The 24,129-nt window shown below is 61.8% G+C and carries 12 protein-coding genes, 1 tRNA gene, 3 rRNA genes and 8 pseudogenes; 7 read left to right on the top strand and 17 right to left on the bottom strand.

Annotated elements, in window-relative coordinates; translation table 11 throughout:
- The 5 genes and pseudogenes from ABD742_RS24255 to ABD742_RS24235 all read right to left on the bottom strand — a co-directional run.
- Positions 1–500: pseudogene (locus ABD742_RS24255) on the bottom strand (glycosyltransferase); the annotation flags it as partial.
- A 93-nt stretch (positions 501–593) separates the two neighbouring features.
- Positions 594–1,489, bottom strand: a pseudogene (locus ABD742_RS24250) (DMT family transporter).
- A pseudogene (locus tag ABD742_RS24245) lies at positions 1,489–2,106 on the bottom strand (CDP-alcohol phosphatidyltransferase family protein). Before ABD742_RS24245 ends, ABD742_RS24250 begins: the two co-directional pseudogenes overlap by 1 nt.
- Before the next feature lie 157 nt (positions 2,107–2,263).
- The gene (locus tag ABD742_RS24240) at positions 2,264–2,845 is read right to left on the bottom strand and encodes a phage holin family protein (RefSeq protein WP_344789282.1); all 582 of its coding nucleotides are present in this window, start codon (positions 2,843–2,845) and stop codon (positions 2,264–2,266) included.
- Positions 2,809–2,991 carry a hypothetical protein gene (locus ABD742_RS24235; protein WP_344789280.1) on the bottom strand — a complete coding sequence of 61 codons (183 nt, stop codon included), beginning with the start codon at positions 2,989–2,991 and terminating at the stop codon, positions 2,809–2,811. The genes ABD742_RS24240 and ABD742_RS24235 overlap by 37 nt, the downstream gene beginning before the upstream one ends.
- Positions 2,992–3,165: 174 nt before the next feature.
- Here ABD742_RS24235 and ABD742_RS24230 point away from each other — a divergent pair.
- The 3 genes and pseudogenes from ABD742_RS24230 (at position 3,166) to ABD742_RS24220 (ending at position 5,091) form a co-directional block, all read left to right on the top strand.
- Positions 3,166–4,388: pseudogene (locus ABD742_RS24230) on the top strand (multidrug effflux MFS transporter).
- A gap of 59 nt (positions 4,389–4,447) precedes the next feature.
- A complete protein-coding gene (locus tag ABD742_RS24225; RefSeq protein ID WP_344789278.1) occupies positions 4,448–4,627 on the top strand; it encodes a hypothetical protein in 180 nt (59 codons plus the stop codon).
- Positions 4,628–4,687: 60 nt separating this feature from the next.
- Positions 4,688–5,091, top strand: a pseudogene (locus ABD742_RS24220) (hypothetical protein).
- Positions 5,092–5,797: 706 nt separating this feature from the next.
- Here ABD742_RS24220 and ABD742_RS24215 read toward each other — a convergent pair.
- A tRNA-Asn gene (locus tag ABD742_RS24215) sits at positions 5,798–5,869 on the bottom strand.
- 160 nt (positions 5,870–6,029) lie between these two features.
- A pseudogene (locus tag ABD742_RS24210) lies at positions 6,030–6,507 on the bottom strand (amino acid ABC transporter permease); the annotation flags it as partial.
- Between the two features lie 264 nt (positions 6,508–6,771).
- Between ABD742_RS24210 and ABD742_RS24205 the strand changes: the two are divergent.
- Positions 6,772–8,720, top strand: a pseudogene (locus tag ABD742_RS24205) (FAD/NAD(P)-binding protein).
- Between the two features lie 113 nt (positions 8,721–8,833).
- Entirely contained in the window at positions 8,834–9,355 is a 522-nt protein-coding gene (locus ABD742_RS24200) for a GNAT family N-acetyltransferase (RefSeq protein ID WP_234750905.1), read from the top strand.
- Here the strand turns inward: ABD742_RS24200 and ABD742_RS24195 are convergent.
- Positions 9,324–9,934 (bottom strand): annotated as a pseudogene (locus tag ABD742_RS24195) (DinB family protein). The gene ABD742_RS24200 and the pseudogene ABD742_RS24195 sit on opposite strands and share 32 nt — an antisense overlap.
- 44 nt (positions 9,935–9,978) lie before the next feature.
- On the opposite strand from ABD742_RS24195, the gene ABD742_RS24190 reads away from it, so the two are divergent.
- Together ABD742_RS24190 and ABD742_RS24185 are read left to right on the top strand one after the other, a co-directional pair.
- A complete protein-coding gene (locus tag ABD742_RS24190; protein ID WP_234750903.1) occupies positions 9,979–10,536 on the top strand; it encodes a dihydrofolate reductase family protein in 558 nt (185 codons plus the stop codon).
- 174 nt (positions 10,537–10,710) lie between these two features.
- Entirely contained in the window at positions 10,711–11,703 is a 993-nt protein-coding gene (locus ABD742_RS24185) for a zinc ribbon domain-containing protein (RefSeq protein WP_234751064.1), read from the top strand.
- Between the two features lie 26 nt (positions 11,704–11,729).
- Here the strand turns inward: ABD742_RS24185 and ABD742_RS24180 are convergent, their stop codons facing one another.
- From ABD742_RS24180 to rpmB, 9 genes are all read right to left on the bottom strand, one after another.
- Positions 11,730–13,703 (bottom strand): NHL domain-containing thioredoxin family protein, encoded by a 1,974-nt coding sequence (locus ABD742_RS24180; RefSeq protein WP_234750902.1) that lies wholly within the window; start codon positions 13,701–13,703, stop codon positions 11,730–11,732.
- Positions 13,703–15,868, bottom strand: a complete 2,166-nt coding sequence (locus ABD742_RS24175) for a bifunctional copper resistance protein CopD/cytochrome c oxidase assembly protein (RefSeq protein ID WP_234750901.1) — start codon at positions 15,866–15,868, stop codon at positions 13,703–13,705. The genes ABD742_RS24180 and ABD742_RS24175 overlap by 1 nt, the downstream gene beginning before the upstream one ends.
- A gap of 105 nt (positions 15,869–15,973) precedes the next feature.
- Positions 15,974–16,258, bottom strand: a complete 285-nt coding sequence (locus ABD742_RS24170; protein WP_184739845.1) for an HU family DNA-binding protein — start codon at positions 16,256–16,258, stop codon at positions 15,974–15,976.
- A 608-nt stretch (positions 16,259–16,866) separates the two neighbouring features.
- Positions 16,867–16,983: ribosomal RNA gene (gene rrf, locus ABD742_RS24165) — 5S ribosomal RNA — on the bottom strand.
- Between the two features lie 183 nt (positions 16,984–17,166).
- Positions 17,167–20,305, bottom strand: a 23S ribosomal RNA gene (locus tag ABD742_RS24160).
- A gap of 590 nt (positions 20,306–20,895) precedes the next feature.
- Positions 20,896–22,417, bottom strand: a 16S ribosomal RNA gene (locus tag ABD742_RS24155).
- Together the 16S, 23S and 5S rRNA genes form the textbook arrangement of a ribosomal RNA operon.
- A 669-nt stretch (positions 22,418–23,086) precedes the next feature.
- A complete protein-coding gene (rpsN, locus tag ABD742_RS24150; RefSeq protein ID WP_234754509.1) occupies positions 23,087–23,392 on the bottom strand; it encodes a 30S ribosomal protein S14 in 306 nt (101 codons plus the stop codon).
- 2 nt (positions 23,393–23,394) lie between these two features.
- Positions 23,395–23,562: a 50S ribosomal protein L33 gene (rpmG, locus tag ABD742_RS24145; protein WP_003798558.1), complete on the bottom strand. Its 168-nt coding sequence runs from the start codon at positions 23,560–23,562 to the stop codon at positions 23,395–23,397.
- Complete coding sequence (gene rpmB / locus ABD742_RS24140) at positions 23,562–23,798, bottom strand: 50S ribosomal protein L28 (RefSeq protein ID WP_078107326.1); 237 nt, start codon at positions 23,796–23,798, stop codon at positions 23,562–23,564. The genes rpmG and rpmB overlap by 1 nt, the downstream gene beginning before the upstream one ends.
- Positions 23,799–24,129: the final 331 nt, after the last annotated feature.

Genomic DNA, 24,129 nt, shown 5'->3' with positions numbered 1-24,129 from the left:
CTTTGCCCATGTCTTTCCACGACACCGCCCGATGATGTCCTTGAACCATTGCGGGAACGGCAGGAAGGGGTTCAGGTTTTCGGGCATGAAGTGGTTGGTGGCGATGATCCGAATGCCGCGTTCTTCGCCTCGTAGAGAACGTGTTCGCCGATCGAGTAGTGGCTCTGGATATGAACGACGTCGGGCTGGACCCTTGTCGAAGAGCAGCCGAATGTCGTTCTTGATTCCCAGGGGGTAGCAGATGCGGAAGTACTCGTGCGTGAAGACTCCGTGGGACTTCAGGCGGTGTACCGTGCCTTCATCCCGAATTCGGTGAAGCTCTTGCCGTTGTCCGCCCGGCAGGCCAGCACATGGACATTGTGTCCGCGCGCCTTCATGCCTTTGGCAAGCCGGTACCCGAACTGAGCAGCACCGTTGACCTGCGGGCGGTAGGTTTCCGCCGCAATCAGGATGGTGAGGGTTTGTTGGTTTCGGGAACGGTCACGTGGAGAACTCCTGATGGTCACGGTGCGAACATCGCAAAACGCCTGGCCCTGCGGTGTCTTCGCGGTTGCCTGCCGCGGGTGTGCGGGGCACGGTTGTCGAACTTTGCCCTAGGCCTTCCGGCTTGCAGCCGCCTTCGCGTCACGTTTTCGCTTGGTGACCTCCGGATGGTGCCGGCTCAGGGCAATAACCCCACGATAGCAAGGGAAGCGGCCACAGCCATGCCGATTGCAAGCACGGCGTGGACATCGGGACGAAGCTCACCCAAAATTGCGATCCCGATGGCAATTCCACAATGGGGTCCACCACAGTCAGCCCTGCGATCACCAAATCCGGCGGCCCACCCGAATAGCACTCTGCACGAACCAGAGCGAGCCCGCCTGCCGCGGCAATGGCGACTACGTGTACCACTGCACATTGAGCAGAAAGTGCCGTTGGGTCCAGCAGGTGCCGGCCGATGATACGTGTCAGGACCCGCGACGAATCCAACACACACCGGCTCCCAGGATGTACACGAAAGCACTCAAGCGGTGTCGGAACACCACGGCCAACGTTCCAAAGAGCCCGACGGCGAGGGTCAACAGGAGCACGATGGTTATTTCGTCCTCGCCGCTGACGTGGTGGTTTCTCCTGGGTGGCGTTGACGGCCAACAGGACGAACATCGCAGAGCCGGTCACGCAAGCGAGATCGCCACTACCGTGCCGCGATTGATTTTAAGTCCCTGGTCCTTGGCGTTGACCACCGGGTGATGACCAAGGCGATGGCTCCGATGGGCTGCACCACCGTCAGCGGTGCTGACACCAGGGCAATGGCGTTCATGCCCATGCCCAAGGCAAGCAACAGCAGGCCGAGCATCCACCGCGGATTTCGCAGAAGCCTCAGGAAACCGTGGAACTCAGGGCGAGGGCCACCGGTATCCGCTTTGACCGCGCTCCCCTGGCGCTGGGCGCCAATGGCAAGGCAAAAGGCGCCAAGCACCGCAAGAAGGACTGCGAACCAGACCATCAGCCGCGACCGCCGTCGTTGGCTTTGAGTTCTTTGCCCTTGCGGAGGATTGCCCAGAAATAGTTGTAGGCCGCCACCCAGTGCCCTAGCAGACCCAAGCCCAGGCAGACCCAGGCGATCACGAAGTAGACACGGGTGTGGGGAACCGCGAGCTTGGAGAGGACCAGAAGAGGCGTGCCCAGGAGCAGGAACGCCGTCGGATCTTGCCGATCCGGCTCACGGGGAGGTCGGGGTGGCTATGGAAATAGAACAATGAGGCTGTGGCAAGCACTGCGTCGGGCACCACCAGGGCGGCCAGGTACCACCAATCCACCACCCGGCGATGACGAGCGTGACAGCGACGGTGATGAGCGCCAGGCGATCCGCCACGGGATCGAGGATGCGGCCCAGTTTGGAGGTTTGGTTGAAACGCCGCGGACGTAGCCATCCACCCAGTCAGTGCCGCCCATGATGGCGAGAACCAACACGGCGAAACCATATTCCCTTTGCCACAGCACCAGCCCACGAACAGCGGGACGCCCATGAAGCGCAAAACAGTCAGAAATTGGGGACCGTGAAGATGAGTCATGGTCGATCTGTGGCTGGCCCGGGCGTGCGCCTGCACCGATGAACTTCACCTGTCCCCCTTTCCGTAGTCCGCAGCTGACGCTGCCGTCCCGATTACTTCTTGAACAGCTTCCGCAGTCCTACTGCGCCACCGTGGCGGAAGCGGCGAAGAGAAATAGCTCTTTCCAGCGTGCAGCGAGCCGCTCCGGCAACCCGGCCGGAACCTTCTCACTGAAATCTGCGAGTTTGTCGGCAGCGAACCGGCGTCCGTCGTCGAGCTTTTGCCCGCAGCGTCGCGGAGGACTTTTCCCTGGGTCTTGACGTCGAGCTCGACGCCGAGCTGATCGCGAACGTCGGCGAGGTGCTCGCGGCGCTGCTCCAGACGGCGGAGCAGCTCAGCTTCGCTTGGGGCGGGGGGTTGCTCGGCTTTGTGTGCTTCTGCCTTGGCGGCCTTTTCGCCTTGGCTTTCTCAGCTGCGGCGGCTTTCGCTGCCTCCGCTGCCTTGTAGGCTTCCGACGAGGGATCGAGGATACTGGCGTCGAAGGAAGTGCCCTCCTTGACTATGCCGAGATCGTGCTTGATGCCGCGGATGGTTTTCTCAGGCACAAGCGGCATGGCCCCCTTGAACGCACGGAAGGCGATGAGGGCTCCGATAAGAATGATCAAAAGGAACGCCGCCGCAACCACAAGCGCAGCCAACCACGGGGGCATGACCGTGGCCAGGCCCAAGATGGCAGCCACAACCAGGGCGATGACGAGCAAAGAGAAAAAGATCAGCGCAACGCCAACGAAAGCGCCGGCAATGCCCAACTGTTTGCTTTGCCCTTAAGTTCAAGCTTGGCAAGGCTGATTTCGTCGTTGAGCTGCCGCGGCGCGAGCCGGCTGCAAGTTTCAGGGTGTTCGGCAACGCCGAAATGCCCGGCCTTGGCCAACCGGCCGCTGTGACGTCCACTCATAGGTTCCGCCTCACTGCTTCCATCTTGCTCCTACCCGGCTCCGGCACGGAGACGAATACGACCGCCCGCGCACACCTGTCCACAAAACTACCATTCAGCTTCAGCCTCAACTTCCGGGACGGTCCTGCGGCGCGCCCCAGCCATCGCTGATAAATATGATCTGTCGCACATAGGATTGATAACCGTGAACACTCCCCTGTACCGGGCGATTCCCTCAGTCGACGCGAAAAACTCCTCTATATCCTGCTACTTGGCGCATTGACCGCCTTGGGTCAATTACCGTGGATCTCTATCTGCCGGCGTTTCCCGCGCTGGAGCATCATTTCGACGTGTCAGCGGCTGCGATCCAACTCACACTGACGGCACGACAGTGGGCTTCGCCATTGGCCAATTGGTGGTGGGTCCGTTCAGCGACAAGTTCGGGCGCCGCACGCCCTTGATCCTGCAACGCCCTGCATATCGGTTCCTCCCTCGGCGCAGCACTTTCCACGGACATCAGCACACTTGCCCTGTTCCGCGTCCTCATGGGCGTCGGTGCAGCGGCGGTGGCGTGGTGGCCATGGCGATGGTCCGGGACCTCTTCGCCGGTTACGCCATGGTGCGGATGTTCTCCCGCATGTCGCTGGTGAATGGCCTGGCGCCCATTCTGGCTCCGATCATCGGTTCACAACTGCTGTTGGTGATGCCATGGCCGGGATCTTCTACTTCCTGGCAAGCTACGGATTCCTCGTGATCATTGCTGCGGTGTTCCTCATCCGGGAAACGTATCCCGCCGAGCTCCGCCGGCAGACGACGTCGACGGCGGGCCAACGCTACAGGGCCGTGTTCGCCGACCGGATTTTTGTCGGGATGCTGCTGGTCGGCGGGTTCAACTTCGGCGGACTGTTTGCTTACCTTTCCGCGTCCACTTTCCTGTTCCAGCAGGTCTACAACTTCTCCCCGCAGGAATACGGCCGCTGTTCGGCGTCAACTCCCTGGCATCGTCGCCGGCGTCCAAATCAGCTCCAGGGTCATCAGGCGAGTGGCACCCCAATGGATCATGGCATTCGCCACGGCCTGGATGTTGCTGATGGCCCTTTTGATTGTGGTGTTCGATCTGCTCGCTTCGGCCTATGGGGCGTCATGGTCCCGCTGTGGTTCTACATCCTTGCCACCGGGTTCATGTTCCCCTGCGTCCAGGTGATTGCCCTGGCCAACCACGGCGCGCAGGCCGGAACCGCGGCTTCCTTGCTAGGTGCCTCGAACTTCCTGATGGCCGGCATCATCCCGCCCGTGGTTGGCTGGCTGGGCGTCAGCTCTGCCGTTCCCATGGGGCCGTCCAGGCAGTGTGTCTCGCAGGCGCCGTGTCGGCCCTCTGGCTCGTCGTGCGGCCGCGGTCCGTCCCGTCCATCCACTGATGCGCCCGTCCACTGATGCGCGTCGCCCGGCCGTCCGCAGGGAGAAGTAGGCTCAAGCCATGACGCGCAAACCGCACCGCAACGGCAGGGGCTTCTTCCTTGGAGCGATGCTTGGCGCCGGTCGTCGCTTCTTGCTGGGCCGCGGGGCCGGAAACCCTGTGCTCGGAGCCCTGCTGGGCGCCGTCGTCGGTTCCGCAATCCTTTACCGGATCAATCCCGGGCCATGGAAACGGGACTAAGCGGGCCTTCCGTTGCTTCGAGGCCTGTTGCCGGTCATGGCCCGGCGATAAAGTTGAGATGTGCCCCGTTGGCAGGAACTACAGCCTATTCCAGCCCCATGGCAGCGCAGGGATGATGGCATCCTGCCGCTGTGGTGGGATCGTCTGTGCACCGTGACAAGCCGCAATCCGCGGCCCTTTATGCGGCCGGGCTCTTCACGGAGGACCGCCGCCGCCCGATTGCGCAATGGTTCAATCCGACAAATGGCGCGGCCCTGCTCGTGGCTCCGGAGACTTCTCCCGAATGGCCTGTCCAACGCTTCGGAATCTTCTACGCACCCCCGGCGGCGGATTCACCCGCGTCCACTCCGCCGCCCACGAATGGCACCCGCGGGAGCCGAGGACGCGCCCACCGAGGACGACGCCTTCCAGTCCGCCGTGCCGAAGCGGCGAGATTCCTGCAAGTCGAAATGGACTTCGTTTGACGACTTGGCTATGGGATTCTGCGCATTCGAAATGATTGCGCAAATCAGGGTTATAGGACAAACGTGCGTATGGGAGGGGCTTGCTTCCCAGTGTTGACGGGTGAATTCCGGGATAGCTAAGCTTTGGAAGCCCAGGGTGGCCGGGGTGCTTGCATATCTCTGGAATGTCTGGTCTGCGGGGCCAGCCACGCCGGTGAACGCCGGACGTCGGCCGACGCTCAGAGCTCGAGGCGTTCCTTGGCTGGGATGGGCACCTCCAATCAGTCTTCGCTCACCTCGTTCGGCGCCGCCCGGTCATTCCGCCGCCGCATGGCCTAGTGCTGGAACGTTGCCCCGCGGATCCCGGTGCCGGGAGGTCCATGACCAGATCCAGGTCGACGGGATCTACGTCGGTTCGTGGTGCTGCCTGATCGCCGTTGTCGCCTTGCAATGGCTTCCCGTAAGCGAAGCTGGTTCGACGATCTATGGACACCGTCGGATTCTGCTGGATCATTCTCTTCGCCGAAGTTGCCGGTCCGTGATTCCGCGGGCCCGGAATTTATCCATTCGAATGATTGAGCAGAATCCGACATCCGAGCGAAGACGATCCCGGGACGAACATGACGCGCCCGGGATTTACGCACGTTTTGTCCTAATAACCGGCAAATCAGGCAAACCGAGGCAAAAAAACAGTCCCGCACCAATAAAATCGGGCGGGACCTTTGCGCTCCTCCGACTGGACTTGAACCAGTAACCTTCGATTAACAGTCGAATGCTCTGCCAATTGAGCTACGGAGGAATGAAGCGGTTATGACTTTAGCAAGGTTTTGCCTCAAGTGAAATCGAGCCCGGCACTGTGGGAAGGGCAGCAGAATACCCCTCCCGGGTATCACCAATGCTGCGGAGCCCACGCCTCACCGAGGATAGGATGGTCCGGCGCGCCTGAGGCGCGCACGTAACGTCCAGGACACCGAGAGCAGCAGCGGCGAGGCCGAGAGCCTCATGAGCGCCAGAATGAAGCGAGGACAAAGCCGAGCGCGCCGGAGTTGGCCGTCAGCTTCAGTGTCTCCACGAGGCCGTTCACCACGGATTGCGCGGTGAAACATTGCGCCACGACACCCCATTCCCAGCGCGGGTTAGTCGCGAGGGACCAGCCACGGCGACGACGCCAAGAGCGACCAGCACGGTGCCTACCCAGCGCCACGGATGCCGGGCAGGAACCATTTTGTAGCCGGAGTAGTCGGCTGCGGGCCGGGCGACGGCACTGTTGGCGTCGGCACTCTGGGCAGCGTCCGCCGTCGGGCTTTCCGCGAAGGCGCTGTGTTCCAAAAAGGCGCTGTGTTCCAAAAAGGCGCTGTGTTCCAAAAAGGCGCCGGGCGCCGGTTCCGGTGCAGATTGCTGTGCGGACTGCGCCACTGTGGTTGCTGCTGAACTCATGCGCCACCTCGCTTCGTATCGCTTGTTTTGTCGGATGGCTGCCAATCTAGGGGCGCTCTCGAAGGGGCTGCAAGGCGGATTTTTGCACTTCTTCATGGGGCTTCATGGCGCTTCGCGCGGCTTCATATGGAGCCACATGAGTCCGTTTTTTGCGCTTGTTGACGGGCCGTGACGCGGGGTGAACGGCCGTTACCTGCGCCTCGACCGAAGCCCCGCCGCGTCCCTAGGCTCGGGTACCACCAGCCACCGCCAACAGGAGTTGCCATGCCGTCCTTCGCCCCCACTATCGTGTTTATTGGCGGTGGTCCGCGCTCTGCCGGCATCCTCGAACGGCTCGCGGCCAACAAGCCCGGACTCTTCGACGGCCCACTCTCCATCCACGTCGTCGAACCGTACGAACCGGTTCCGGGAGGATCTGGCGCTATGACCAGAGCCGGGACTCCTGCTCAACTCGACTGCGGCGGACGTCACGATGTTCACCGACGGTTCCGTGGCCTGCGATGGTCCCTCGGTGGACGGTCCGGGTCTCGCAGCATGGGCGGCCGGCGTGCTGGACGGTTCCATCGGGACATCCCGCAGCTGGAGCCCCATCTCCTTGAGCAGCTCCGTGCGCTGACACCGGGGTCGTTTCCCAGCCGCCAGCTCCAGAGCAGATACCTTGAGTGGTTCTTCCGCAGGGCCGTCGCGGCACTCGGCCGGACGTCACGGTGACGGTCCACCGGGACACGGCTACCGCCGTCGAACATCTTGCTCCAGTGCCCGACGGCGGTGCGAAATACCGCGTGCGGCTCGCCTCCGACGGGGTGCTGGAGGCGGATCTCGTGGTGTACTCCCTGGGCCACACGGACTCCCGGGCCGATCCGGAATCAGCGCGGCTGGCCGATTTCGCCGCCCGCCACGGCGGATTCCACGCGGCGCCGTCGTACACCACCGACGTCGATTATTCGGCGATCGCACCCGGCCAGGACGTCCTGGTCTCGGGCATGGGACTCGCGTTCGTGGACCTTCTGGTGCTCTTGTTCGAGGGCCGCGGCGGCCGCTTCGAAGACAGGCCCGACGGCGGCCTGGACTATGTGCCGTCCGGCGCCGAACCGAGACTCTGGGCAGGCTCGCGGCGCGGAGTCCCCTACCACTCCAAGATCTCGTCGACCCTGCGAGGGGAACCCGTCGGCCTGCCCCGGTACTTAACCGCCGCCGCTGTGGAATCGCTGCTCGCCGCCCACGAGGAGCTGGATTTCCGGACCCAGCTCTGGCCGCTCATCGCCAAGGACGCCGGCTACGCCTATTACCGCGAGCTCTTCACCGGCTATCCGGAACGGGTCCACGGCGGCTGGGAGGAATTTTCGGCGCAATTCGATGCCCTGGATTGGTACAGCTGCGAACGCGAAGACCTCGTGGCCGCGGCCATCCCGGAACCCTCCCTCCGGCTCGACCTCGAAGCCCTGGACCAGCCTTTCAGCGGCTGCGCCTTCGCGGACCATGCAGCCGTGCAACGATCCGTGGTGAGCTACATCGAACGTGACCTCAACCTCCGTACCAGCCCGAACCATTCGGAAACCTTGGCCCTGTTCACGGCCTTGCTCCGCGTCTACATGGAACTCGGCCGGTTGGTCCCGCAGGAGCGGCTCAATTCGCGCTCCCAGCAAGCGGTGCACGGGTGGTGGCACGGTTTCTTCAGCTTCGTGGATTCCGGCCCGCCGCCCCACCGGCTGCGCGAAATCCTCGCCCTGCACCGGGCCGGATTGCTGCAGTTCCTGGGTTCGGGCATGTGGGTGCGCCCGGACGAGGCCAGCGGCCGTTTCGTGGCCGGTTCCTTCCAATCGCCCGTGGTGGTGGACGCAGCGGCGTACATCGAGGCACGGTTGCCGTCGCCGTCGGTGGTGCGATCGGCCAACCCCGCGCTGGCGGACCTGCACGACGCCGGTCGGGGCACCGAACAGTCGCTCCTCACCTCGGACGGCCCGCACTCCACCGGTAAGCTGTTGGTCTCGAGTTCGCACGAAGTCCTGGCTCCCGACGGCGGACGGCAGGCGGGCCTCTTCGCCGTCGGACCGTGGACCTCGGGTTGGGGCGCCGGTGCGTTCGCGCGGCCCGGAACGAACGCTGCATCGTTCCGGGAGAATGACGCCCTGGCCCGCCGCCTCCTGACCGAACTCTCCGCCCCTCACCCAAGCACCGGCCACCCAACTAGCTCGCAGTTGTTGTCGTTTTGACGCCTCAAAACGACAACAACTGCGAGGGCCCACGCCGCCAGGGTTCCCTGGCCGAGCTTGCGAGGCGAGGGTGGCGGTGGGGACTAGTTGGGGAAATTCACGAAAGGCATGTCATGAAAACAACGCCAACCCTGCCGTCGTCGGGCCTTTCCGTCCTGACCCTGCCCATGCGCGATCCACGGGTCAAGCCCCTTCTGGACGAACTCGCCGTCGAATACACCACGCGCTACGGGGACCTCTTCGGCAGCGGTGGCGCGGCCGAGGAGCTCAACAGGTACCCGGCCGGCGAGTTTGCCGCACCCCACGGCGCCCTGCTCATCCTGCAGGAGAGCGGCGAAACCGTAGCGGGCGGGGCATTCCGCCGCTACGACTCCGGTACGGCAGAGCTCAAGCGGATCTGGACGCATTCGGCCCACCGCCGTCGTGGGCTGGCCCGGGTGGTCCTCGCGGAACTGGAGGCCGAGGCGTCCCGGCGCGGCTACCGCCGGATCTACCTCACCACCGGTCCGCGGCAGCCCGAAGCCAAGAACCTGTACCTGGCCACGGGCTACACCCCGCTGTTCGACGTCGACGCGGATCCGGAAGAGATCAAGCACTTGGCGTTCACGAAGGATCTTGTGCCCGCTCAGGCGTGAGCCTACGCCCGGCCTGGCGCGCCGCGGCTTCGATCCGGGCCCGGTGATCGGCCCATTCTTCGGGGCTTCGCTGTGACAAATTCAGGTCCCCGGGGCCTTTCCCTGCCGAACCGTCGATAAGCTCACGAAGTATGTCGGCATGCCCCAAGTGCTGGGCCGTCTCGACGCACATGTGCACCAGGATCTGATGGAGCGTCACGTGTCGGCGTTCTTCCGGCCACCACGGCACTTCCCCGGGAGCGTCGAGTGGGAGCGACTCGATGGTTGCATCGCTGTGCTCGGCCGAGAACCGGTGCAATTCGATGATCTCGTCCCTGCTCTCTTCCGGGGGAACCCACAGGTCCGCGTCGGCTTCGGCATTGTCGGCGAACCACGGTAAGTCCCGGCCGCTGGGCCGGCCAAAGACTTCCCGAAGTACCCCAGCTCCACGCTGGCCACATGCTTGACCAGTCCCAGGAGGTTGGTGCCGGTGGGGGTCATGGGCCGGCGGACGTCGTACTCGTCGAGTCCGTCAAGCTTGGCGAGGAGCTCGGCGCGACGGGCGCGCAGGTATTTGAGCAGAACCGCTTTGTCATCCATCCGGGCACTATACCGTTGCCGTCGCGAGTGTGTACCGTCTGTGCATGACGAAACTGATCTACGCAGGGATCATGTCCCTGGACGGCTACACAGCCGATGCCGACGGAAAATTCGATTGGAGCATGCCGGACGAAGAAGTGCACAGCTTCGTCAACGACCTTGAGCGGCCCATCGGCACATACCTCTATGGCAGGCGAATGTACGAGGTCATGTCCGCATGGGAGGACATGTCCCTTTCCGAGGAGCCACCGGTCATGCGGGACTACGCGGAGATCTGGCGTGCCGCGGAGAAGATCGTGTACTCGACGAGTCTGGAGAGTCCGTCCACCGCGAAGACACGCCTCGAGCGGGAGTTCGACGCCGGAGCCATCCGCGCGCTCAAAGAGTCGTCAGAGCAGGACATGTCCATTGGTGGCACGGTTCTAGCCGCCCAAGCCATCAAGGCCGGACTGGTGGACGAGTTCTGTCTCTTCCTCACGCCGGTCGTCGTCGGAGGCGGCAAGCAATTCCTCCCCGACGGCGTGGGCCTGACCCTTGAACTGTTGGACGAACATCGCTTTGGCAACGGCGTCGTCTACCTCCGGTACGCCAAGCGGGCATAAGCAGTACGGCCCGGAATTGCTCCGCGGAGTGTTCGGAACCTCATCGCGCCGGCGCCGCTAAAAAGGAGCTGCCACCCGCCGTCGGGCCCTTCCCCAAAAGCATGTTCAGTTGTCACGTGAGGGGAGGGATGACGAGGTATTGCTGAACCGGCGGGTAACGTAAAGGGCGTGCAGTTGAGTCAAGCGTTGGTCAAGACCGCGGCCGGGTGGCTACTCGGCCTGATGCTTGCCGTGGCCGCTGCGATCGTTTCGATCAACCTGGTGAGCAACTCCATAGCCAGCCCGCAGCAGCAAGTTCGCGATTACCTCTCGGCCCTCCAGAAGGGGCACGGCGGGGAAGCCCTCGGGCTCCTGCACGCGTCCGTGCCCAACGCCAACGCCGCCATGCTGGACGGTACCGCCCTTCAGACGGCTGCGTCGAAGATCACCGATATCAAGCTCGGCAACGCCGAATCCCGTGGCGGCAACCGGGTGACGGTCCCCATGGACTATCAGATCGACGGCAAGGCGCTGCACTCGGACTTCCTGCTTGAACGGACGGGCACCGAGTGGCTGTTCTTCGGCAAGTGGTCGTTCGTGCCGTCATCCTTGCCGACGATCGAGGTCACCGTAGTGAACGCCAACGAGGCGACCCTGAACGGCGTCCCGGTGAACCTGCCCAATGGCCGAAACAGCTTTGCCGTGTTTTACCCCGGCCAGTACGAAGCCAGCCTCGCCGGCAAATACTTCTCGGCGCCGACTACGAGCACCTCGGTAACCACGGGCGCCCTGCCTCAGGCACCCCTCAACCTTCTGACCAAGCCCACCGACGCCATGATCAAGGTGGTGAGCGACAAGGTCAAGGAATTCCTGGACACCTGCGCCGCTGACGCCACCAAGCAGCAAAAGCTCCAGCCCGACTGCCCGTTCTACCACGTGACCAACAGCCGGGTGGTGGATGGCACCATCAAATGGCAGATCACGGAGTATCCCAAGGTCAGCATCGACCCCTTTAACGGACAGTGGGTCGTGGCGCCCCTCAACGGCAAAGCCAAGGTCACAGCCCGCGAAATCGACCTCTTCAGCGGGCAAGTCGGCGACCTCAGCGCCGTTCACGACTTCAGCTTCACCACACGTCTGGACATAGGGGCGGACACCATCACGGTCACCCCGCTGGTGAGCTTCTAGGCTGTGCCTCTGTTAACGGCCCCTGCCTAGTCCATCCCGCGCAGGTCAAGCACCAGCTCGGAGTCGCCGTCGGCCTGCAGGACCACGGGGATGCCCCAGTCCTGCTGGTAGAGGTGGCACGCCGCGTGATCGGGGATTTCGCCGTCCTCGGTCTCCGGGCCATCGCAGGCAGCCGCGCGGGCAGTGATGTGGAGGATCCCCTCAGGCACGTCGGCAGACAGCTCGAGGGTCCGCAGCAGCCCCACGGACGTGCCACCGCCGGAAAGCAGCAGTTCGGGCGGGGTCGACGAAATCTTCAGCTGAGTAGGGTCGCCCCAGCGGTCGTCGAGCTTCTGGCCGGTCGGGGCCGTGAAGCGCACGGTGAGCTCCAGGTTCCCCGGCGCCACGGGACTCTTTGGCCGCTGCGTCTGGGATGCTCCCTCGTCCACCTGCTGGGCTTCCTTGGGGATGGGAACCAGGACCAGTTGGTGCTTGTTGGATTCGACCACCACCAGCAGCGGTTCGCCGCCTTCCGGGTAGACCACGACGACGTCGCTCGGCTCGGCGAGCCCCCGCGCCAGGGTGGAAACCGTCTTAGTCGCGGGGTCGTAGCGCCGCACGGCACCGTTGTAGGTGTCTGCGATGGCGACGGAGCCATCGGGGAGCACTGTGACACCCAGGGGATGCTGCAGGCGAGCCGCGGTGGCCTCACCGTCCCGGAAGCCGAAATCGAACAGGCCCTTGCCCACTGCCGACTCAACGGTCACGCCGGTTTCGCCAAGGACCAGGCGGCGCAATGCCGAGGTCTCGGAGTCGGCCACCCAGATGTTGTCTTCCGCATCCACGGCCAGGCCGGAAGGTTGGGCGAACCAGGCTTCCTCGGCAGCTCCGTCAAGCAAACCTTCAAGGCCCGAGCCGGCCAGGATGGAGACCTCGCCGCTAAGAGGCTCGAAGGCAAAGATCTGGTGCGTGCCGGCCATCGCGATGACAACAAGCTGCAGCTTCTCGCTCCACACCACGTCCCACGGCGAGGACAGAGAGACCCCGGTCCCGACACCCAGTACCCCGACGTCGAGGGCGTCGGCCGCGAAGTCAGCCGGACCGGCGTCGTGGTGTTCAGCCCAAACGCCGGCACCGCTTTCCGTCACCCGGGCAGGGCCGGCGTCGAGCAGGCGCTGCACGCCGTTGCCGGCAACTGTTTGCACATAACCGGAGCTGAGCGTGACGCCGCGGAGGCGGTGGTTCACGGTGTCCGCGACAACTGCTTCGTACCCGAGCTGCCAGGCCAGCGACGACGGGAGCACCGCCACGCCCTGCGGCTCGTTGAACTGGGCAATTTCCGCCGCGCCGTCCAGGTAACCCTTCGTTCCGGAACCGATGACGCGCTCCACGGTCTCAAGGTCTGGACGAAGTTCCACCAAACGGTGGTGGCCCGAATCCACCACAAGGTAGTTGCCGTTGTCCAGCTGGGTCGCCTTGCCGGGGAAGCGCAGGGTGCCCGACGTCGGGACGGGAGCCACGTAGGGGCCGTCACCGCGGTGGAGGGTCCCCTTGGCTTCGTGCTCGGCAACCAGCTCTTCAAGAAGCACGGCGAGGCCGTCTGCGTGGCCCTCACCGGACAGGTGCGCCACGATGTAGCCCTCGGGATCAACCACCACCAGCGTCGGCCAGGCGCGGGCCGTGTAGGCCTTCCACGTGGCGAGCTCTGGGTCGTCCAGGACGGGGTGGTGGATTTCGTAGCGCTCCACGGCGGACGCGAGGGCCACGGGATCGGCTTCGTGTTCGAACTTGGGAGAGTGCACGCCGACCGTCACCAGGACATCGGAGTACTTTTCCTCGAGCGGGCGCAACTCATCGAGGACATGCAGGCAGTTGATGCAGCAGAACGTCCAGAAGTCGAGCAGCACGATCTTGCCGCGCAGGGCTTCCAGGTCCAGGGACTTCCCGCCCGTGTTGAGCCAGCCACGGCCCACCAGTTCAGAGGCGCGGACACGCAGTTGGGTGCGTACGGATTCGCTCATCAGCGTCCTTCCAGGTTGGTCTTGCTTTCGGGCTGCTTGAAATCCCGATCAGTCAGTTTCGCATCGCGGTCTGCAAGCCGCGCAAACATATCGTTGTAAGCATTAAGGTCGGCGTCGTTATTCCTGTCGGCCGCCCGGTCGGTGCGTTTGGTCTCCCGCGCGTCCGAACGCGACCACATGACCGCGACGCCGATCGCCACCAGCAAGGTGGGGACTTCGCCGATTCCCCAGGCCACGGCGCCGCCTGTCTGCTGGTCCAGCAAAGCCGATTGCCCCCAAGTCCGGCCGAGGTTGCCGAAGTAATCGGCAGCAAGCAGCCCGGTGCCTCCCATGATGGACACGCCGAAGAACGCGTGGAAGCCCATCGTGGCGAGCAAGAGGAGCAACCGCATGGGGTAAGGCGCCCGTCGGGGCAGCGGGTCGGTGCCGATCATGGTGAGGACAAAGATGTAGCCGGTCAGCAAGAAGTGCAGGTTCATCAGTTCATGGCCGACGTGCTCACGCATCGCCCAGCCGAACGCGTCCGAGAAGTAGAACAGGACGATCGAACCGGCAAAGTTCGCGGCGGCAAACAGCGGGTGGGTCACCACCTGGGAGAACTTCGAATGCACAAACACCAGAATCCACTCACGAAGACCACGTGAGCCGTCCCCGCGCGATCCCTCGCCGCGCGACGGCAGTGCCCGCAGCGCCAACGTGACGGGAGAACCCAGGACAAGGAACAGCGGGGCCACCATCGTCAACGCCATGTGGTCCACCATGTGCGCGGAGAACAGTACGCGACCATAGACCGACGGCGGTCCGGACGTGATGTACGTCAGGACTATCAGGCCGATCATCCAGTTCACGGCGCGGAACCATGACCAGGAGTCACCGCGGCGGCGGACCTTGACCACGCCAAGGATGTAGCTCGCCGCGCCGAAAAGGGCCACAGCCACCCAAAGCCAGTCGAAGCGCCACTCAGTCAGCCAGCGCGCGGGCGTCAGCTCGGGCGGCAGCTCGTAACCGGACAGGATAAATGCCGGCGAAGCGTCGGGCGCGTAAGTGGTGGGCAGCGGCGGTGCCGAACTAGCCAGCGCGACGGCGAGTCCCGACGTCGCGCCCATCACCAGAAGTTCAACCAACACCAGCTGCCACAGCACGCGACGCGTTGTCATGGACTTGCGGCCCAGCTGGGGGATCACCCACTGGCGATGCATGAAACCAATGCCGCCGAGGACAACAGTGGCCAACGCCTTCGCCAGGATGATCTGCCCATAGGGGGTGCCGACCAAGGCCGAAAAGCTGGTGACACGAATACTCGCGTTGACGACCCCCGAGGCGAAGACCAGCACGAAGGCAAAGCCTGCCAAAGCGGAGAACCGGCGGAGCGTCTGCTCGGTAATGTCCTTGGTGCCTGTTGCCTTGGAACCCCGCAGGAGGCTCGAGAGGACAGCAAGCATGATGATGCCGCCCACCCAGGTGGATACGCCCACCAAGTGAAGGCCAAGCGAATTGATGGCGCCCTCATGGTCGCTGGAACTCGCGGAGTGGCCGATCAGTGCGCTCGGCACCAGTCCGCCGAAGGCCAAGACAAGCGTCAGCGCCAGGCCCGCCAACGAGCGGACGCCGAACAGCGCCGTCGTGACAATCGCCGCGATGATCGTCACCGCGAGCCACGCCTGGCCCGTCTGGATGTCCGTCATGAAGTAGACGAGCGAAGCAGTGAACTGCGCGTCCCCGGAGAGGCTCTGCCCGGCCACATCCGCGTAGGTCAGCACAAGGACCGCGACAGCGGAGAGCGTCCAGACGGCGCCTGCTGCTGCCGCTACGGCCAAAGCACGGGTGAACGCGGGGTGTTCAGGGGCATCGTCGCCCCTGGATCGGGAGGTGTGCTTGGGAAGGATAATGACGGCGAAGATCAGCCCGCCGATCACAGTCGCCAAGGACACGTTGTGAATGGCTTTGGCGACGGGCAGCCCCCAGCGGACCAAGGCGCCTGGATCAGAGACCTGCCGCGCGGCCGAGGCGCCGGAGAAGATCAGAGCACCCGCGAGAGCCAGGAAGAGCGCAGCGAAGCCCGCCAGCTGCCACGGCAAGGAGATCCCTTCCACGGAAGCGCCTGCCTTGGTTCCCGGCTTGGAAGCGGGCGAAGGGGCAGTGGCGGGAGATTTGGCTGATGGCACCTATCCATTGTCCGCTAACGTCGGCGGCGCGGCGAATCGAGCGGATTAAAGCAGAAAGGCGGCAACCCGCAGGTTGCCGCCTTTCAGGGCGTTCGCCGAAGTGTCTTACTTCTTGGCGACAGCTGCCTTCAGCTTGGAGCCGGCGGTCAGCTTGACGCTGTGGCCAGCGGCGATCTGGATGGTCTCGCCGGTCTGCGGGTTGCGGCCCGTGCGGGCTGCGCGGTCGGTGCGCTCGATGGCGAGCCAGCCCGGAATGGTGATCTTCTCGCCAGCGGCGACGGAAGTCTCGAAAACTTCGAACAGGGCATCGAGCACGGAGTTGACTGCAGCCTGGCTGGTGCCAGCCTTGCCAGCTACCTCGGAAACCAGTTCGCTACGGTTCTTAGCCATTTGTGTCCTCCTGGACTTTACGATTTTGGAGCTCACACACGGCATGCGTGCGAGCCACTGTTCGAAAACTTACCAGCTTGGGAGGACGCAGCCAGCAAATTCCGCGTGTTTCCGCGCTTTTTTGACCAAATTCACCCTATTTCGGGCGCTTTTGGGGCTCAATTCCGCCGCGGGCGAACTCCCCGACCCTCGATCCTCGCTCACTTATAGGGGGTTCTGGGCGGACGCCCGCTCACATATGCCGGGTCCTGACCGGACGCCCGCTCACGTATAGGGGGTTCCGGCGGGACGCCGGCTCACATACAACCGGTCCCGGCCCGACGCCCGCTCACATACAACCGGTCCCGGCCCGACGCCCGCTCACTTCCGCTGAGGGCGGGTGGGGGCACTGGCCGGCCCGGCTCATGGGTGAGCCGGGGTTTGGGATTTCCGGGTCATACGTGAGCCGGGGTTTGGGTTTTCCGGCTCATGGGTGAGCCGGGGTTTGGGTTTTCCGGCACATACGTGAGCCGGGGTTTGCCCGTGAGGCCGGGTCCCTGGCCTGGGGTTGGGGTGTTAAATGGGTGCAGGCCCCGACACGTGGTGTCGGGGCCTGACCGTTAATGGTTGTCCGGCGGTGTCCTACTCTCCCACACCCTCCCGGGTGCAGTACCATCGGCGCTGTGGGTCTTAGCTTCCGGGTTCGGAATGGGACCGGGCGTTTCCCCCACGCTATGACCGCCGTAACCCTGTTACCCGGTCCGCCGCACGGGGTGCGGGGCGGGAAGACTGGTGGTTACAACTTGTCCAAACCCGTTTGAGGGGTTCGGTGGTGTTGTTATTCAGTTGTTCGGTTCCTGGAGCAACAAACCGGTGGCGGGTTGTTGTTCGGGAACCACATAGTGGACGCAAGCAGTGATCGTGTTTGTGTGGTGTAAGTTGTCGGCCTATTAGTACCGGTCAGCTTCAACAGTCTTTGGTCCTGTCTTCCACATCCGGCCTATCAACCCAGTGGTCTGGCTGGGGGCCTCTCACACACGAGGTGCATGGAAATCTCATCTTGAAGCGAGCTTCCCGCTTAGATGCTTTCAGCGGTTATCCCATCCGAACGTAGCTAATCAGCGGTGCACTTGGCAGTACAACTGACACACCAGAGGTTCGTCCGTCCCGGTCCTCTCGTACTAAGGACAGCCCTTCTCAAATTTCCTGCGCGCGCAGCGGATAGGGACCGAACTGTCTCACGACGTTCTAAACCCAGCTCGCGTACCGCTTTAATGGGCGAACAGCCCAACCCTTGGGACCTACTCCAGCCCCAGGATGCGACGAGCCGACATCGAGGTGCCAAACCATGCCGTCGATATGGACTCTTGGGCAAGATCAGCCTGTTATCCCCGAGGTACCTTTTATCCGTTGAGCGACGGCCATTCCACAATGTACCGCCGGATCACTAGTCCCGACTTTCGTCCCTGCTTGAGATGTCTCTCTCACAGTCAAGCTCCCTTGTGCACTTACACTCGACACCTGATTGCCAACCAGGCTGAGGGAACCTTTGGGCGCCTCCGTTACTTTTTAGGAGGCAACCGCCCCAGTTAAACTACCCATCAGGCACTGTCCCTGACCCGGATCACGGGCCGAAGTTAGATGTCCAAAGTGACCAGAGTGGTATTTCAACGATGACTCCACCCGAACTGGCGTCCGGGCTTCAACGTCTCCCACCTATCCTACACAAGCCACTCCGAACACCAATACCAAACTATAGTAAAGGTCTCGGGGTCTTTCCGTCCTGCTGCGCGTAACGAGCATCTTTACTCGTACTGCAATTTCGCCGAGTTTATGGTTGAGACAGCGGGGAAGTCGTTACTCCATTCGTGCAGGTCGGAACTTACCCGACAAGGAATTTCGCTACCTTAGGATGGTTATAGTTACCACCGCCGTTTACTGGGGCTTGAATTCTCAGCTTCGCCTTGCGGCTAACCGGTCCTCTTAACCTTCCAGCACCGGGCAGGAGTCAGTCCGTATACATCGTCTTGCGACTTCGCACGGACCTGTGTTTTTAGTAAACAGTCGCTTCCCCCTGGTCTCTGCGGCCCCGATCCCCTCCCACCAGCAAGTGGTGTTCAAGGTTGGGGCCCCCCTTCTCCCGAAGTTACGGGGGCATTTTGCCGAGTTCCTTAACCATAATTCTCTCGATCGCCTTGGTATTCTCTACCTGATCACCTGTGTCGGTTTGGGGTACGGGCGGCTAGAACCTCGCGCCGATGCTTTTCTAGGCAGCATAGGATCACCGGATCCCCCCATGACGGGGGTCCCATCAGATCTCAGGAACGTCATCAAAGACACAGCGACGGATTTGCCTATCGCTGACCCTACATCCTTAGACCGGGGCAACCATCGCCCGGCCCGGCTACCTTCCTGCGTCACACCTGTTAATACGCTTACCTCCCGGGATCAGGTCCCGCGCTCGGCCAAAACCCGCACACCACAAGGGTGATTGGGCAGGCTCCGGGCGGTTAGTATCCCCCGCTTGGCATGGGCGGTCCTTCGCCGGTACGGGAATATCAACCCGTTGTCCATCGACTACGCCTGTCGGCCTCGCCTTAGGTCCCGACTTACCCAGGGCAGATTAGCTTGACCCTGGAACCCTTGATCATTCGGCGGACGGGTTTCTCACCCGTCTTTCGCTACTCATGCCTGCATTCTCACTCGTGTAGGCTCCACCGCTGGTTTACACCGCGACTTCACCGCCCACACGACGCTCCCCTACCACTCCAGACGACTGAACCACGAAGGCTTGTCTACTATCTGAAATCCACAACTTCGGCGGTGTACTTGAGCCCCGCTACATTGTCGGCGCGGAATCACTTGACCAGTGAGCTATTACGCACTCTTTCAAGGATGGCTGCTTCTAAGCCAACCTCCTGGTTGTCTTCGCAACTCCACATCCTTTCCCACTTAGCACACGCTTAGGGGCCTTAGTTGGTGGTCTGGGCTGTTTCCCTCTCGACTATGAAGCTTATCCCCCACAGTCTCACTGCTGCGCTCTCACTTACCGGCATTCGGAGTTTGGCTGACGTCAGTAACCTTGTAGGGCCCATCGGCCATCCAGTAGCTCTACCTCCGGCAAGAAACACGCAACGCTGCACCTAAATGCATTTCGGGGAGAACCAGCTATCACGGAGTTTGATTGGCCTTTCACCCCTACCCACAGCTCATCCCCTCCATTTTCAACTGAAGTGGGTTCGGTCCTCCACGACGTCTTACCGTCGCTTCAACCTGGCCATGGGTAGATCACTCCGCTTCGGGTCTAGATCACGCCACTACACTCGCCCTGTTCAGACTCGCTTTCGCTACGGCTACCCCACACGGGTTAACCTCGCGACGTAACACTAACTCGCAGGCTCATTCTTCAAAAGGCACGCCGTCACAACTACAAGGTTGCTCCGACGGATTGTAAGCACACGGTTTCAGGTACTGTTTCACTCCCCTCCCGGGGTACTTTTCACCTTTCCCTCACGGTACTGGTCCGCTATCGGTCATTAGGAAGTATTTAGGCTTATCAGGTGGTCCTGACAGATTCACACGGGATTTCTCGGGCCCCGTGCTACTTGGGATCCTCTCCAGGCGGCACACAACATTACGGTTACGGGGCTAACACCCTCTCCGGCCGGCCTTTCAAGACCGTTCACCTATGTCTGCACTCTCACCCCACCGGTCCGGCAGAACCAGTACGGAAAGTCCCACAACCCCGCCCATGCAACGCCCGCCGGCTATCACACATGGAACGGTTTAGCCTCATCCGCGTTCGCTCGCCACTACTAACGGAATCACTCTTGTTTTCTCTTCCTGCGGGTACTGAGATGTTTCACTTCCCCGCGTTCCCCCCACGCACCCTATGTGTTCAGATGCGGGTCACCAGATCACGAAAAACGCGTCTGGCGGGGTTTCCCCATTCGGACATCCTGGGATCACCGTTCGGTTATCAACTCCCCCAGGCTTATCGCAGATTCCTACGTCCTTCTTCGGCTCCTAATGCCAAGGCATCCACCGTGTGCCCTTAAAAACTTGACCACACAAGATCAAAAAACTTCTCGAGAGAACCACGGAAACCACGCCACGCCACACACCCCGAAAGGATGCACCACGCGGCCGGATCCAGGTTCATAAAAAGAAATTGCTGTAAGACACACACACCCCACCACCCCCGAAAGGAAGCAATGACCATGCGCGTGCCTAGATGCTCGCGTCCACTATGTAGTTCTCAAACAACAACCCCGTACCACACCCCCCGCACCAACCACCCCCAAAAACAGGGACGGCCACCAACGCACGGACCATGCAGCCAGGAAACCAGAAACACCCAAACCCGCGACAAAAGACACGCAAACCCAAACAGGCCACGCACCCCACGCCACGGCCCTGTTGCCTCAGGACCCAACAGTGTGCCAAACACGAAAAACCGGCTCACCCCCACCCGCACCGTTCCAGGACACTCGAAAGCATCCGTACTAGGGGCGGGAAAGAACCAACCGGCCGCTATCTGCTGATATTCCACCCATGAGCACCCACCGCAGAACAGACGCCTGCGCAATGGGCTTTGCTTCCACACACCCCCACAGCCACCATGCGGCAACCACGGGAATGATAATGGTGCTCCTTAGAAAGGAGGTGATCCAGCCGCACCTTCCGGTACGGCTACCTTGTTACGACTTAGTCCCAATCGCCGGTCCCACCTTCGACGGCTCCCCCCACAAGGGTTAGGCCACCGGCTTCGGGTGTTACCAACTTTCGTGACTTGACGGGCGGTGTGTACAAGGCCCGGGAACGTATTCACCGCAGCGTTGCTGATCTGCGATTACTAGCGACTCCGACTTCATGGGGTCGAGTTGCAGACCCCAATCCGAACTGAGACCGGCTTTTTGGGATTAGCTCCACCTCACAGTATCGCAACCCTTTGTACCGGCCATTGTAGCATGCGTGAAGCCCAAGACATAAGGGGCATGATGATTTGACGTCGTCCCCACCTTCCTCCGAGTTGACCCCGGCAGTCTCCTATGAGTCCCCGGCCGAACCGCTGGCAACATAGAACGAGGGTTGCGCTCGTTGCGGGACTTAACCCAACATCTCACGACACGAGCTGACGACAACCATGCACCACCTGTAAACCGACCGCAAGCGGGGCACCTGTTTCCAGGCGTTACCGGTTCATGTCAAGCCTTGGTAAGGTTCTTCGCGTTGCATCGAATTAATCCGCATGCTCCGCCGCTTGTGCGGGCCCCCGTCAATTCCTTTGAGTTTTAGCCTTGCGGCCGTACTCCCCAGGCGGGGCACTTAATGCGTTAGCTACGGCGCGGAAAACGTGGAATGTCCCCCACACCTAGTGCCCAACGTTTACGGCATGGACTACCAGGGTATCTAATCCTGTTCGCTCCCCATGCTTTCGCTCCTCAGCGTCAGTTAATGCCCAGAGACCTGCCTTCGCCATCGGTGTTCCTCCTGATATCTGCGCATTTCACCGCTACACCAGGAATTCCAGTCTCCCCTACATCACTCTAGTCTGCCCGTACCCACTGCAGAACCGGAGTTGAGCCCCGGTCTTTCACAGCAGACGCGACAAACCGCCTACGAGCTCTTTACGCCCAATAATTCCGGATAACGCTTGCGCCCTACGTATTACCGCGGCTGCTGGCACGTAGTTAGCCGGCGCTTCTTCTGCAGGTACCGTCACTTTCGCTTCTTCCCTACTGAAAGAGGTTTACAACCCGAAGGCCGTCATCCCTCACGCGGCGTCGCTGCATCAGGCTTCCGCCCATTGTGCAATATTCCCCACTGCTGCCTCCCGTAGGAGTCTGGGCCGTGTCTCAGTCCCAGTGTGGCCGGTCACCCTCTCAGGCCGGCTACCCGTCGTCGCCTTGGTAGGCCATTACCCCACCAACAAGCTGATAGGCCGCGAGTCCATCCAAAACCGCAAAAGCTTTCCACCACCACCGCATGCGCGGAGCAGTCATATCCGGTATTAGACCCAGTTTCCCAGGCTTATCCCAGAGTCAAGGGCAGGTTACTCACGTGTTACTCACCCGTTCGCCACTAATCCCCGGCGCAAGCACCGGATCATCGTTCGACTTGCATGTGTTAAGCACGCCGCCAGCGTTCATCCTGAGCCAGGATCAAACTCTCCGTTGAAGTAAAACAAAAACAGACACAACCACAACCACCGGAAATAACGACGGAAGAGCTGCACAAAATTTGAAACCAGCTGTAAAAAACCAGCCCCGCACCACCGAAGCGACACAGAACCAGCCAAAACAACCAATTCATAAAAACAAATCGGTATCAACAAACTTGGCACACTATTGAGTTCTCAAACAACAGACACACCCGGCACCACCCACACCCACAACAGGGTCCAGGATCGCTCCGGAGCAACTTCCCAAACTTACCAGACCCGCCCTCTCCGCACAACTCCCGAACCGGGAACCGCGCCGGACAAAACACCATCCGAGACCCCCGGAAACCGCACCGGAACGCACAAAAGCGAACCAAGAATTTGGTTTCCATTTGGAAGGGAGTCTGTCGCAATTTTTCCGCATCAGCGGCGGCGACTCGAACTACTTTACACACCCACAAGACCCCACGCAAATCACCCCTCAGGCGACCAAGAACCGCGGTAATCCGGGACAAAACAGCCGGTTGCGCGCAAAAAGAAGCCACCGGCGTCGTAATTCGGCACTGTGTGCTGCACCACTTAATCGCAAAGCCGGAGACCCTCCGCATCAAAACCCGGAAACGGGCGCCTTAAACGCAAGAAGGGCCGGCAACCAAACGGTTGCCGGCCCTCCTAGTGCTTCTGGATTACCAGGAAGACTTGGTGATGCCCGGGAGCTCACCACGGTGAGCCATGTCGCGGAAGCGAACACGGGAGATACCGAACTTCTGGAAGGTACCGCGCGGGCGGCCGTCGATGATGTCGCGGTTACGCAGACGGATCGGGGAGGCGTTGCGGGGCAGCTTCTGCAGGCCGAGGCGAGCTTCTTCGCGTGCTTCGTCAGTCGCGTTGATGTCAACCAGGGTCTTCTTCAGTTCGAGACGCTTGGCAGCGTAACGCTCAACGATGACCTTGCGCTGCTCGTTGCGAGCAATCTTGGACTTCTTAGCCATGTTTAGCGCTCCTCTCGGAATTCGACGTGCTGGCGGATCTTGGGGTCGTACTTCTTCAGGACCAGACGGTCCGGGTCGTTACGACGGTTCTTGCGGGTTACGTAGGTGTAACCGGTTCCCGCAGTCGACTTCAGCTTGATGATCGGACGTACGTCCTTGTCTTTTGCCACTAGAGCTTCACCCCACGAGCCAGAACTTCGGCGACGACTGCGTCGATGCCGCGAACGTCGATGGTCTTGATGCCCTTGGCCGACAGGGTCAGCGTGACATTACGGCGCAGGGACGGAACCCAGTAGCGCTTCTTCTGGATGTTGGGGTCGAACCGACGCTTGTTGCGACGGTGCGAGTGCGAAATGCTGTGTCCAAAGCCCGGCTCGGCTCCGGTCACCTGGCAGTTTGCTGCCATGACGACTCTCCTAAAAAATAAAATGAAACGGCCAGCAGAGTTCCTGCTTCCCGTGCAATAGGCGACGTCCGCAACCAGTCCACACCGTTTTCGGTAGTTCCCGCAGGCTGGATCCCTCGACTGAAACCAGCCAATGATCACCGCTGCGGCGAAGGTAGTGGGTCCGGACAACAAGCCGGAATACTGGGCGAATACTGGAATGCACGCAACTTGAGCCCCTAACTACCGGCCCGCGGATATCCCGTTGTTACCAACAGTCACCGCCAACCGGAGCAATTGCACACGCTCCGCGCCACCTAGCGCCTAATAAGTCTAGGGGCTGGGGGAAATT

The organism is Arthrobacter ramosus, from assembly GCF_039535095.1.
GTDB lineage: Bacteria > Actinomycetota > Actinomycetes > Actinomycetales > Micrococcaceae > Arthrobacter > Arthrobacter ramosus.
This window is presented reverse-complemented; position numbering and strand designations above follow the sequence as displayed.